This window comes from Mesorhizobium sp. M4A.F.Ca.ET.050.02.1.1 (assembly GCF_003997725.1).
GTDB lineage: Bacteria > Pseudomonadota > Alphaproteobacteria > Rhizobiales > Rhizobiaceae > Mesorhizobium.
This window is the reverse complement of the sequence record NZ_RZSG01000009.1, coordinates 20,108-32,799: the sequence shown is the minus strand read 5'-3', so window position 1 is coordinate 32,799 and position 12,692 is coordinate 20,108. Positions and strand designations below refer to the sequence as shown.

The 12,692-nt window shown below is 58.9% G+C and carries 12 protein-coding genes; 3 read left to right on the top strand and 9 right to left on the bottom strand.

All coding sequences use genetic code 11. The annotated features are described in order from the left end of the window. Positions 1–849: sugar ABC transporter substrate-binding protein (locus tag EOA33_RS01830; protein ID WP_145989055.1), on the top strand; the 849-nt coding region annotated here is incomplete at its 5' end. A gap of 117 nt (positions 850–966) precedes the next feature. Then, positions 967–1,992 (top strand): zinc-binding alcohol dehydrogenase family protein, encoded by a 1,026-nt coding sequence (locus EOA33_RS01825; protein WP_127404808.1) that lies wholly within the window; start codon positions 967–969, stop codon positions 1,990–1,992. A gap of 103 nt (positions 1,993–2,095) precedes the next feature. Here the strand turns inward: EOA33_RS01825 and EOA33_RS41455 are convergent, their stop codons facing one another. From EOA33_RS41455 to EOA33_RS01805, 5 genes are all read right to left on the bottom strand, one after another. After that, positions 2,096–2,431 carry an FAD-linked oxidase C-terminal domain-containing protein gene (locus EOA33_RS41455; RefSeq protein WP_348628209.1) on the bottom strand — a complete coding sequence of 112 codons (336 nt, stop codon included), beginning with the start codon at positions 2,429–2,431 and terminating at the stop codon, positions 2,096–2,098. Between the two features lie 11 nt (positions 2,432–2,442). Next, positions 2,443–2,925, bottom strand: a complete 483-nt coding sequence (locus EOA33_RS41450; RefSeq protein ID WP_348628208.1) for an FAD-binding protein — start codon at positions 2,923–2,925, stop codon at positions 2,443–2,445. A gap of 84 nt (positions 2,926–3,009) precedes the next feature. Then, positions 3,010–3,870 carry a carbohydrate ABC transporter permease gene (locus EOA33_RS01815; protein WP_245482198.1) on the bottom strand — a complete coding sequence of 287 codons (861 nt, stop codon included), beginning with the start codon at positions 3,868–3,870 and terminating at the stop codon, positions 3,010–3,012. Position 3,871: 1 nt separating this feature from the next. After that, a complete protein-coding gene (locus tag EOA33_RS01810; protein WP_127404806.1) occupies positions 3,872–4,759 on the bottom strand; it encodes a sugar ABC transporter permease in 888 nt (295 codons plus the stop codon). 100 nt (positions 4,760–4,859) lie between these two features. Next, the gene (locus EOA33_RS01805) at positions 4,860–6,080 is read right to left on the bottom strand and encodes an ABC transporter substrate-binding protein (protein WP_127404805.1); all 1,221 of its coding nucleotides are present in this window, start codon (positions 6,078–6,080) and stop codon (positions 4,860–4,862) included. A gap of 422 nt (positions 6,081–6,502) precedes the next feature. Here EOA33_RS01805 and EOA33_RS01800 point away from each other — a divergent pair, with 422 nt between their 5' ends. Further along, positions 6,503–7,375: a dihydrodipicolinate synthase family protein gene (locus tag EOA33_RS01800; RefSeq protein WP_127404804.1), complete on the top strand. Its 873-nt coding sequence runs from the start codon at positions 6,503–6,505 to the stop codon at positions 7,373–7,375. Between the two features lie 98 nt (positions 7,376–7,473). Here EOA33_RS01800 and EOA33_RS01795 read toward each other — a convergent pair whose 3' ends face one another. The 4 genes from EOA33_RS01795 to ugpC form a co-directional block, all read right to left on the bottom strand. Then, positions 7,474–8,283: an IclR family transcriptional regulator gene (locus EOA33_RS01795; RefSeq protein WP_245482197.1), complete on the bottom strand. Its 810-nt coding sequence runs from the start codon at positions 8,281–8,283 to the stop codon at positions 7,474–7,476. A 304-nt stretch (positions 8,284–8,587) separates the two neighbouring features. Further along, positions 8,588–10,003, bottom strand: a complete 1,416-nt coding sequence (locus EOA33_RS01790) for an aspartate ammonia-lyase (RefSeq protein WP_127404803.1) — start codon at positions 10,001–10,003, stop codon at positions 8,588–8,590. An 81-nt stretch (positions 10,004–10,084) separates the two neighbouring features. Continuing rightward, positions 10,085–11,581 (bottom strand): GMC family oxidoreductase, encoded by a 1,497-nt coding sequence (locus tag EOA33_RS01785; RefSeq protein ID WP_127404802.1) that lies wholly within the window; start codon positions 11,579–11,581, stop codon positions 10,085–10,087. 9 nt (positions 11,582–11,590) lie between these two features. Then, positions 11,591–12,691, bottom strand: coding sequence for a sn-glycerol-3-phosphate ABC transporter ATP-binding protein UgpC (gene ugpC, locus EOA33_RS01780; protein ID WP_127404801.1), 1,101 nt, complete (start codon positions 12,689–12,691; stop codon positions 11,591–11,593). Position 12,692 lies beyond the last annotated feature (1 nt).

Below are 12,692 nucleotides of genomic sequence, written 5' to 3'. Positions count from 1 at the left end.
GACAAGATCAAGGTCGGCCTGATCACCAAATTCCCAGTCCCCTTCTATTCAACGATGGAGGAGGCCGCCAAGAAATATGCGGCGGCCCATCCCGAGGTCGAGCTGGTGACCGGCCAGGGACAATCGGCGACCGACATAGAAGGTCAGATCTCGCTGATTGAATCGATGATTACCCAAGGCATCAAGGGTCTGGCCATCACGCCCGTCGATCCGACGGTGGCGCCTGCACTCGACAAGGCCGTGGCAGCAGGCATCAAGGTCGTGCTGGTCGACAATGGCATACCGAACTGGAAGGGATCGAGCGCGCTTGTCTCCACCAACAATCTGAACGGCGGCAAGATCGCGGGTGAATATCTCAAGACGGTTCTCAAGGCGGGAGACAAGATCGGCATTCTGCAAGGCGTGCCGGGCGTGCCCGCGCTCGACGATCGCGTGACCGGCATGATGCAGGGCCTGGGCGATCTCAAGGTAGAGGTCGTCGGCAAGGGAGCGACCAACTGTACCCTCGAGCTCGGAACCTCGGTCGCCGAGGACATTCTCACCGCCAATCCCGACCTGAAAGCCATCTACGCCGCTTGCGGACCGCCCATTCCCGGCGCGGCGAAGGCGATTGCCAACGCCGGGATTGCCAACGACAAGTTCATCCTAGTCGGCTTCGATGCGTGCTGCGGTGAGATCGAGGCGATCAAATCTGGAGCGGAGGATGCCAGCGTCGCCCAGTTTCCGGCCAAGATGGGTGAACTCGGCATCGATACCGTGGTCAGGGCGATACACAGCGAGAAGGTGGAGGCAAATGTTGACACCGGCGCGGGGCTGGTGACGCTCGCCAACGTCAAAGACTTCGAATAGTCAAAAGATCGCCCGGCGGTTGTGATTGCCGCCGGGCCGTTCACCCGGCACCGCTGAAATCCGAATTCGTTGCCCAGGGGTCCGCGCACGCCCAATTGCACGAGGAGCATCCTCGCCATGAAAGCCGCCGTTTGTCTTGCACCCGGCAAGCTGGTTCTCAGGGACCTGGCCTGGCCGGCATTGCCACCGCCAGGGTGGGCATTGCTGAGCGTGAGCCATGTTGGCATCTGCGGCACCGACTATCACATCTTCGAAGGCAAGCACCCCTTCTTGACCTATCCTCGCGTGATGGGTCACGAATTTTCCGGGACGGTCGTGGCTGCCGGTGAGGGCGTCGGCGTCGCAACTGGCCAGTCGGTGATCGTCAACCCCTATCTGTCGTGCGGCCGTTGTATTGCCTGTCGCCAGGACAAGCCCAATTGCTGCGTCGCCATCGAGGTGCTTGGCGTTCATCGCGATGGCGCCATGTGCGAGCAGATCCTGGTTCCTGCCGGTAATCTCTATCCCACCGGCGGGCTTTCGCTGGGCGACGCCGCAGCCGTCGAGTTTCTCGCCATTGGCGCTCATGCCGTTCGCCGCTCGATGCCAGGCAAGGGAAAGCGGGCCCTGGTCATCGGCGCGGGGCCGATCGGCCTCGGCACGGCTCTCTTCGCCAGGATTGCGGGCCAGGAGGTCACGATACTCGATGTCGACCGCGATCGGCTGGAATTCGTCGAACGGGACCTCGGTTTCGCCGTCGTCGACGGGTCAATTGCGACAAGCGCCGAGCTTCTGCGAAGTCGCACCGCCGGCGAGGCCTTCGATATCGTCTTTGACGCCACCGGAAACGGTGCGTCGATCCGATCCGCCTTTGGCTATGTCGCGCATGGCGGCGCGCTCGTCATGGTCAGCGTGGTGAAGGACGAGATCTCCTTTTCCGATCCAGAATTCCACAAGCGCGAGATGACGCTGATCGGCACCCGTAACGCCACCAGAAGCGATTTCGATCAGGTCGTGGCATCGATCCGGGACGACAAAATACCGATTGCCAGGCTTGTGACCCACCGGACCACTCTGGCCAAGAGCCCTCATGACATTGCGCGCTGGTCACGTGAGAAGGCTGGGCTGATCAAGGCTGTCATCACCGTCCACGACGATGCCTGACGCGTGGGCGCAAGTACAGGCGCCGGTCCCTCCTGAGCCGTGCCTGCCCTCACAATATTGTTTAGAGCTTGCGAAAGACCCGGTCCGTCTTTCCCAAATCTTGCTAGCCGCGGCCAGAAGATTGTGGAATGAGTTTCCCGGGGTTCATGATGCTGTTCGGGTCAAAAAGACCCTTTATAGCGCGCATGATATCCAGGGCAGGCCCGTGTTCGGCTTCCATGTATCTGAGTTTGCCCAATCCGATCCCATGTTCCCCGGAGCAGGTCCCTTCCATCGCCAAGGCGCGATAGGCCAACCGGGAACTGATGCCGCTAGCGATCTCGTATTCTTCCTGGCTATCCGGATCGATCACCAGACCAAGGTGGAAGTTCCCGTCTCCCGCATGTCCGTTCAGACACACAAAGAACGGAGCCTTTTCGATGTCGGCCTTCGTTTCCACGACACACTCGGTCAGTCGGGAAATCGGTACACAAGCATCCGTGGGCATTCACGCGTAGCCGCCATCCCGCCAATCGTTGCCTCAGCACCAGGATCCACCGGGAAAAACAACCCCAGATCCTTCAGATGCCTATCCAGCGCCTGTCGCGTGACGCCCGGTTCAATGACCACGTCGAGATCATCAGGATGCACCGCAAGTATTCGATTCATGCGGCTGACGTCCAGGCTGACGCCGCCGTGGACGGCGCTCAAATGCCCTTCCAACGACGTTCCGGCTCCGAAGGGAATGACCGCCACCCCGTGGGCATTGGCGTTCTCGAGGATCGCCGCGACCTCCGCTTCGGTCTCGGCAAAGCAGACGGCGTCCGGTTCTTCCACCGCGTGGAACCCCTCTCCGCCGCAGTGCTGGTGCCTCAGCGACGTGTTGGTCGTGAAGCGGTCGCCAAGCACCTTTGCGACCTCGTGGACAAAGGCAGTCGGCAACGAATGCTTCATTGGAGATCCCATCGAACTGTGTATGTATGTCCGGGTTCGTCTTGGCTCTTGAAGAGACCGGCCGGCTTGCCGTTGGCGGCGCGATTATCCTTTGACCGCGCCGGCCGTCAGGCCCCGGACGAAGTATCGTCCCGACAGGACATAGACGATCAGCGTGGGAAGCGCGGCTATCAGCGCCGCCGCCATGTCCACGTTATATTGCTTGCGCCCCAGGGTTACGTTCACGACGTTGTTCAACGCGACAGTGATCGGCGAACTTCCCCCGGCGGAAAACGACACGCCGAACAGGAAATCGTTCCATATCGACGTGAACTGCCAAATGCAGCAGACGACAGCGATAGGAATGGCCGTAGGCAGGGCAATGCTAAAGAATATCCTGAAGAAGCCGGCGCCGTCGACCAAGGCCGCCTTGGTCAGTTCATCCGGGAACGAGACAAAATAGTTTCTGAAAAACATTGTCGTGAATGCGATTCCATAGACCGAGTGAACCAGTATGAGGCCGGCGGTGGACCCCGATAGCCGCAACATTCCAAGCACTCGCGCGATAGGCAGCAACACGGCCTGCAACGGGAGAAAGCAGCCGAACAACATGACGGCGAAAAAGAGATCCGCTCCGCGAAATTTCCACTTCGTCAGCGTGTAGCCGTTGATTGCGCCGATTGCGGTGGACACGAAGACCGCAGGGATCGTGATAATCAGCGAGTTCAGAAAGAACGGTGAAAGCCCGACACAGTTGGTACCGATGCAAGCCGTGCTCCAGGCCTTTGACCAAGCTTCAAACGTTATCTGTTTCGGCAGCCCGATAAGCGAGCCGGAATAGATCTCGTCCAGGGGCTTGAAGGATGTGATCAACATAACCCAGAGCGGCACCAGATAGAGGGTGGCCAGGACAGCCAGGCACCCATACACAAACAGCCTGCCGCCGTAGCGCTCCAGCTTGCGCATTCTAGTGCTCATTGCTGGGCTTCCGAAGTTCGGTGTAGAGATACGGGATCATGATCGCCACCACCGCGGCCAGCATCATCATTGCGCTGGCTGCGCCGACCGCCATCTGGTTCCTTTCGAACGTTGCCGAAAACATGAACATTGACGGCATCTCCGTCGCTCCGCCGGGCCCCCCATTCGTCAGCGCGAACGTCAGGTCGAACGTCTTGATAGCGATCTGCCCAAGCAAGACGATCACGCTGAGAAACGCCGGGCGAAGCATCGGCACGACAACGCTGACATAGATACGGGCCTGAGAAGCCCCCTCCATCTGAGCGGCTTTTATTATCGAGTTGTCGATGCCTCTGAGACCGGCGAGAAAGATTGCCATCGCAAAGCCCGACGACTGCCATACCGCGGCGATGACAACGGTGTAGAGAGCATAGTTTGGATTCACCAGCCAGTCGAAGGTGAAGGAGGTCCACCCCCAATCACGAACCAATTTCTGAAGGCCGAGGCCAGGGTTCAGTACCCACTTCCAGGCAACGCCGGAAACGATGAAGGACAGCGCCATCGGATACAAAAAGACAGTTCTCAGAAAGCCCTCGGCGCGGATGCGCTGATCGAGGAGAATGGCGATAAAGAGACCAAAGAGGGTGGCGATCGAAAGGTAGAGTGCGGTGAAGACAAACAAGTTCTCAACGGCTACGTGCCATCTGGGCGTCGACCAAAGGCGGACATACTGCTCCAGACCCACAAAGTCGTAAATCGGCATCACCTTGGATGAACTGAGCGAGACACTGGCAGTCCAGGCGATGAAACCGTAGATCGCTACAACGATAACCATGCCGCTCGGCGCCAGCACGAGCTTGGGCAACTGGGCGGCAAGGTATCGCTTTATCGCAATCATCGGAATTATTTGTCTCCTGGATCTGCCGAGCCAATAGACGCTCAGGCAGCAGGCCCGCCGGAAGGCCCAACGACAGCCTTCCGGTCATCGTGGGTGGTCCTTACCGTGCGTTATTGATCTCGTCCGCGAGAAGCGTCACCGCATCTTGCGCACTCATGTCCGACACGAAGAACTTCGCGGCGACTTCCTTGAAAATCGAGGCGAACTGGGGTTCGGCAGCATACCCGCCGGACAGAGTGCCGAGGAACGATTTGTGCTCGATCGAGGCCTTGAGGTCCACAGCCGCCTGTTTGGCGCAGTCGTCGAACTTCGACATGTCGACATCAAGCCGAGGTGGAATGGATCCCTTGATCAGGTTGAACTTGATCTGCACTTCCGGATCGAGAAGCACCTTGACCAGTTCGTCCTGCGCGGCCCGCAGGCTCGGATCGGTGGTTTGGAACATGCTGAACGAGTCCATCGCCCAAAGGAAATTCGGCGTCGACGTTGGGGTCGGGAAACAGAGGAAGTCGACACCGGGCTTCAGACCCTTGGCCAGGAACTCGCCTTTTGCCCAATCGCCCATAACCTGCATGCCGGCCTTGCCACTCGCGACCATCTCCGTCGCCACGGCCCAGTCACGGCCCACGAAGTTGTCATCCACAAGGCCTCTCACCTGGCGCAGCTTTTCGAACACCTTGACCATCTCGGGGCTGCGAATGGCCTTGTCGTCGACCTTGAGCGCGACTTGCGTGTAGAATTCCGGCCCATTCAAATCCACGATCAGGCTGTCGAAGATTTTGGCGATCTGCCATGGCTCGTCACTGGCTGCCAGAGGGATAATCCCAGCCTTGCGAAGTTTCTCGCCTGACGCAATGAGTTCGTCCCAGGTCTTGGGAACCGAAACGCCTGCGGTGTCGAACGCCTTTTTGTTGGCCCAGATCCAGTTTGAACGAAGCAAATCGATCGGCACCTCGACCCACTTGCCGTCGGGAGCCGCCAGGCGCCTGTAGTCGGCCGGAAGCGACTGAACGCCGCCACTCGCGGTCTCCAAATCGGTCAGGTCCCTCAGAACGCCTTCCTTAGCCCAGGTCGCAGCGTCGTAGCCTAGCATCTGCATTGCACCAGGCGGATTGCCGGCGACGATGCGAGCCCGGAGCGACTGCTCGGCGTTCGCGCCGTTTGCACCGCCTATGGCGGTGTCCTTCCAGACGACGCCGCGCTTTTCCAGCTCTTGCTTGATCGTGTTTACGGCAGCCACCTCACTGTCAGACACCCAATGATGGATGACCTCGATAGACTTATTTTCAGCGTGGGCTGTCGCAGAAATCATGCTGCACATGGCTGCGCCCAGTAACAAAGACCGACTACGCATTTCCTCTCCCAACTATCTTCGAATTGCGATGAGTACAGGCGCTTAGAACCTGTGTCCCCGCGCCGCCCCGGTGATCTTACATCATAGTTTTCCGCTCACCGGTACAGAGGTTCATACAATGGAACAACGCCAGCAATTGCGCACTCCGTAAGAAACTGACGCGATGTGATGCAGATATTGGCAGCTTCTGCGATAGTTCGAACTTTCCGCCAGGACCACTCATCTAAATTCCCCTTGACAAGGGCTCGGCGGTCACGCGATTTTGCGATAGTCGATATGCTGTTTCGCTCAATGAAACACTTGATGCATCGACCTCCGAGCGCATCATCGACACTGGGGCACGACATCCCACCGGTTTCACAACAATCCCTCTCAGCAGGAACTGCAAAATGGTTGAAGCACTAAGGCGCGAAGAAGTTCGAGGCGTCATTACACCGATCGTAACGCCGTTTAGCCGCGATGAGACAATCGATCTCGATTGCTTTGAGCGTGAACTTTCGTTCATGGAGGCATCCGGCATCAAGGTGATCATCATTGGCGGAAGTACTGGATCCGGCAACGAGCTGAGCGCTGAAGAACTAGCGTCTTTGATTCGAACTGCGACGAGCAAGAGCAACCTGCGCGTTATCGCCGGCATCATCCCAGACACGACCAAGGACGCCATTAATCGGGCTAAGCTTGCGCAACTGGCGGGGGCCGCCGGGTTGCTGCTTTGCCCACCGACATACAATGGCATCACCGACGAGTCGGCGCTCGCCTTTATCACGGATGTGGCCGCCGCATCTGGGTTGCCAATAGTTTTTTACGACCATTTCAATTACTCCGTCGATCTGTTGAAGAGGATCGCTCGGGTGCCTGAAGTAATTGCTATAAAGTGTGTGTTCCAGAACATAGGGGAGCTTGTGCAGACTGTTGGCGATCATGTGACAGTAGCCGCCGGTTATGATCCGATCACACTTGCTGGCTATGTGATGGGTGCGGAGGCTTCGATCTGTGGCATTCATGCCGTATTGCCGAAGCAGAATGTCGAAATCTATCAGGCTTTCAAAGATGGCAATATCGCAGAAGCTATGCAGTTGACCAAAGCCATTGGCCCGATCTGCCGAGAAGTCAGTCAGGCAACCAATTTTCCCACACGCATAAAATATGCGATCTGCCTGCTTGGTCGGGATGTTGGGACGCCCATCCGTCCGCTGGACCGGATTGGCCAAGCTGACAAAGCGGCTATCGAGGATGCTCTCAGGGTCGCCGGACTGCGGTAGCCACTTTGCTGGCGGGGTCGTCGTCCCACGGCCTATGTCGAGGTAGACGATCCCGCTTCGCCAAAGTCCGCAACTCCACTCGCGATCGCGTCCGACCCTTAAGTGCGAGAGCCGGCATCTCTTTTGCCGGCGAACCCAATTGCTCGCGACAGTTGCCCAGTAACCTCGAGCAGATGAGTCCCAACGGAAGAAATCGCATCGTCAACAATGCGGGTCGTCGGACCGGAGATGCTGATTGCTCCTATCGGGCGACCGGAGGCATCGAATATCGCTGCCCCGACACACCTGCTTCCCGTGGTTGCCTCCTCATTGTCCACAGCGTAACCCAGTTCGACGATCTCCGGCAACTCGGCCAAAACCTTGGCTGCGCTGGTCAATGTCCGCGGGGTGTAACGGTCAAAACTGCATCGCTGCAGCATTCGGTTGGCCTCGTCGCGATCGAGCCACGCCAATATGCTTTTGGACAGCGATGATGCATGCCAGGGATTTACGGAACCAACCGCCCCGCCCTGCCTAAGCATCTGCGTTGTCTCAATGCTGTCCACGACGACGACTTCCTGGCGGACAAGCAGCGCCAAGTTGATGGTTTCATTGAAATGCTCATATAATTTCTGCAAATAAGGGCGAGCCACGGCGCGAATGTCACGACGGTGCAAGGCTTTCTGTCCCAGCATGAACAGATCGATACCCAACGTGTAGCCGTTCCCGTCCACACGCTCGATGACCCCATGGCCGACCAGGCTTGCCAGGTATCGCAACGTCGTTGGTTTACCGAGGTCAACCTCCCTTGCGATCGCCGATAAAGACAGTGGCCCTTCCGCCTTTTCCAGGACGCGCAGTATCGCCATAGTCCGGTCGACCGCGTCGAAACGGACTTTCTCGGTCAGATTTTGCGATGGTTCCGTCAACTAGCCAACTCCGTATGAGGCGTATGGGCAGACGCCAGCAAACTAAACTGGCCAGAGCCTCCGCCAGCAAGCGCTCAATCAGAGATGTTCAGTGAGCATTCCCGCTACCCGCCGTGCCCAGGGCATACGAATCGACAGTCGGGTGAAGCGACCCGTATCTTACACCTGCCAAACAACGATATCACTCACCGAAACATCGGGCAACACAGACAGCGAGAGGGTCGACGATCGTCTGACCGCCACCCGAGGTGCTGGCGCAGGCCTATGCCTTCTATCGGTTACCGCAGCGGGGCCGGTCAGCGCTTCAAGCCGAGACGGCGTTCGAGAGACCCGCGAACTCGGCACTGTTGCCGAAGATTTGCTCGATCTGTTCAGGGAGCAGAACACCCTCCTCTTCAACGATCTGGCGCAAATTTCTCTTGCCTGCCAAAGCGCGCTTCGACAGTTCCGCAGCCTTGCTGTAGCCGATGAGCTTCGCCAACGGCGTGGCCAAGGCAAGGGATTGGTCCAACAAGGCTTTGCAGCGATCCTCGTCGACTTCGATCCCGTCCACGCAGCGCTCTTTGAAGATCCGCATTCCTCTCGTCAACAGCCGCATGGATTGCAGGATGTTCAAAACGATCACCGGCTCCATTGCATTCAACTGGAGCTGCCCGGCGCTTGCGGCGAGGGTCACGGCAAGATCATTGCCGATGACCTGGAAGCTGAGTTGGTTCACCATCTCGGGTATCACCGGGTTGATCTTGCCCGGCATGATCGAAGAGCCAGCCTGCACGGGGGGCAATCGAATTTCGCCCAGTCCGCCAAGCGGCCCGCTGCTAAGCAGTCGCAAATCGTTGCAGATCTTGGTCAGTTTGACCGCGATGCGCTTCAGCATTCCCGAAAAGGAAACGAAGCCGCCGGTATCCGAAGTTGCCTCGATAAAGTTTCGGGCAGCAACGAGCTGGATGCCCGATATCTGCGAGAGATGACCGCAAACAACCCTGGGGAACTCACGGGGCACATTGATGGAGGTGCCGATCGCCGAGCCCCCGAGGTTGATTTCAAGCAGCAACCTCGAAGCCGACTGAAGCTGGACGATATCTTCGTCGATGAGCTCGGCAAAGGCTCCGAACTCTTGCCCCACTGTCATCGGCACCGCATCTTGGAGCTGGGTTCGACCAACCTTGAGCGCATCTGCGTGCTGCAGCGCCTTGGCACGAAAGGCATCGCGCAAGCTGGTTTGCGACGAAACAAGCCCTTCGCAGGCCCGCAACACCGTCAGACGAATCGCGGTCGGATACACATCGTTTGTCGACTGGGAGAGGTTGACGTCGTCATTGGGGTGCAGCTTTGCGTAGTCGCCAACTTTGGCGCTGAGCTTGATCAGGGCCAGGTTCGCCACAACCTCGTTGACATTCATGTTTGTCGAGGTACCGGCACCTCCCTGCATCATGTCGACGGGGAAGTTCTCTTCGATCCCCCTCAGCTCGATGATCTCGTCGCAGGCACTGGAGATGGCTTCAGCCTTTTCGGGGGAAAGGAGTCCGAGCTCCCTGTTTGCAAGACAAGAGGCCTTTTTCACCATCGCCATCGACTGGACGAGCTCGGGGAAATCCTTGAGCCGCAGTCCCGAGACATCGAAGTTCTGCTCTGCCCGGCGGGTGTGCACGCCGTAGAGCACGTGGCCCGGGATATCCAGCGGACCGATCAGATCCGATTCGACGCGGTCGGCAAACATGATTGCAAAGTTCCTTCAGACAAAACCCTTGGCGTCACGAAAGCAGACCCGAGTGTCCGACAAGACCGTGAGATTGCCCCCTCACGACCGGCTGATGGACGCGCCAGCCTTTATGGCGAGCGCTGCGATGGTCAGTGCCGGGTTAACAGCCGCCGAAGTGGGAAGTATCGAGGCGTCCGTGACATAGAGGTTTTCGATTTCGTGAGAGCGGCACTCAGGCGACACAACCGATGTCTCCGGACTGTTTCCAAGTCGGGCAGTGCCGCACTGGTGTGAGGTCGTCTTTCTGCCGAAGGTTCGAGTAAGAACGATGGGGAAGCCCGCCCTTCGCATCACGCCTCGTGTCCTGCGGATCAGCAGCTCGTGCGCTCGCATGTTGCTGCGGACCCAATGCATGACGATGCGGTCATTCTGAACTGTGACCCGGCTCTCTGGGTTGGGCAGGTCCTCGCTCGTCAAGAACCAGCCATAGCAATTGCGGGCTATGAGCCCCGCCAGCCAGCGTGGCAGCAAGGGCGCGTTCGCCTTGAGGATGTTGCCTGTGATATGACCAAGCAATTGTACGTTGCCAAGCGGGAAGCCGGTCTCCGGATCGGCATTGTAGAAATCGTTGAATGCTAGGGTCTTCTGGTAAACCGACGTATTGGCCGACCGCGGGTCGATCGCCAGCATTGCGGTGGTGTTGTGGTTCATGAAGTTGCGGCCGAGTTGGTCGGAGCCGTTGGCCAGCCCACGCGGATGCGCAGCATTCGCCGAGCGCAGCAAGAGTGCCGCGCTCTGGACCGCGCCGGCCGCAACGGCGAAGATGCCAGCGCTAATCCGGCGCTCAACACCATCCTTCAAAAAAACTGCCGCAGTCACCTTGCGACCCGTCGGATCGGTTTCCAGCCGCACGACATTGGCCCCGGTCACGAGGTTGACGTTGCTGCTATCCAAAGCGGCTGTCAGTGGTCCAACCTCGGCGTCGATCTTGCCGAAACCCGTATTGGGAAACGCATCCCAACCGGTCTTAGCGCGGCGAAGCCACTCATTGATGTCGATAGCCAGGGGAAGGCTGGATGGGTGGATCCCCGCCTCCTTGAGGCGAGCGCGCACGGCGGCTATGGCCGGCTCGTCGGGTACCGGCGGAAAACGGTAAGGACTGATGCGCGGCGGCTCGGTGGGATCCTGCGAGGGGTCACCCCGCACCTTGAAAATCGCCTCGGCTCGCTCATACCAGGGCTCAAGCTCCTCGTAGGTGATCGGCCATCCAGGTGAGGCGCCGTCCATGTGGGGCCGGGGCGAGAAATCCTCGAGCCTGTAGCGGTACATGACCGCGCCGAAGAATTTGGAATTGCCTCCGACATAGTAGTAATTGCCAGGCAGGAAAGCCTGCCCATCGTCGCCGAGCCACTCTTCGGTCGAACGGTAGAAGCCCTCGAGGAATATAGCCCGGTCGTCGCGCGCCTGGGGCGCGTCGCGCAGGTGCTCGCCACGTTCCAGAATCACAATGCGCCTGCCGGTGCCGGCCAAGCTGTAGGCCAGGGAAGCGCCTCCTATGCCCGACCCGATAATGACGATATCAGCTGTTTGATCCACGTCGATGCCTCAGTCTATGCGTTGCTCATTGTCGGCATCGAACAGCACGATCTTGCCAGTATCGACCGCGAGGGTCGCCGAAGTGCGGGCTGCCACGGCCCTTGGCGGCACCCGGGCCGTGACCTCGACCCCGCCTGCCTGGAACAGGGCGAGCGTATCGGGGCCCGTGGGCTCGACAACATCGATGTTTACCGTGAGCGCTTGCGAGGCTTGCTCGCCGGCGACGCTGAACAACTCCGGACGAATGCCCACCAGAATACTGCGCCCAGCGTATTTGGCTGCCGCCTGTGAAGATAAAGAAATGCCCGAGAGGCGGGCTGTCGCCGCGCCCGGGATGTCGATCACCGCAACGGGCCTGCCGTCTTCCACCTGAAGGCGCGCCGGAATGATGTTCATCGATGGCGACCCGACGAACTTGGCCACATATACGTTCGCCGGCCGGTCGTAGACCGACTGCGGATCGTCAAGGTGCTGGACCACGCCATCCTTCATCACTGCGACGCGCGTGGCGAGCGTCATGGCCTCGATCTGGTCGTGGGTGACATATACGATGGTGGTTCCCAGTCGTGCGTGGAGGCGCTTGATCTCGGTGCGCATGTCGACACGCAACTTGGCGTCCAGGTTGGACAAAGGTTCGTCGAACAAAAACAGCTTCGGTTGACGCACAATCGCGCGCCCCATCGCTACGCGCTGGCGCTGGCCGCCGGAAAGCTGCGAGGGCTTCCTGTCCAGAAGATGCGTCATCTGGAGCAGATCGGCCGCGGTCTTCACGGCTTTGTCGCGCTCGGCCTGCGACACTCTGCGTATCTTCATGCCGAACTCGATGTTCTGGCGCACGGTCATCGTGGGATAGAGCGCGTAGGACTGGAATACCATCGCGATATCCCGGTCTTTCGGGGAAAGATCGTTGACCACCTTGCCAGCAATACGGATCTCGCCGCCCGATATCTCTTCCAATCCCGCGATCATGTTGAGCAGCGTTGACTTGCCGCAGCCCGATGGGCCCAGCAGTACGAGGAAGTCACCGGTGCCGATGGAGATGCTGACTTCCTTCAGGACTTCGAGTTCACCATAGAGCTTACGGGCACGATCGATTTCGAGAGTTGACATA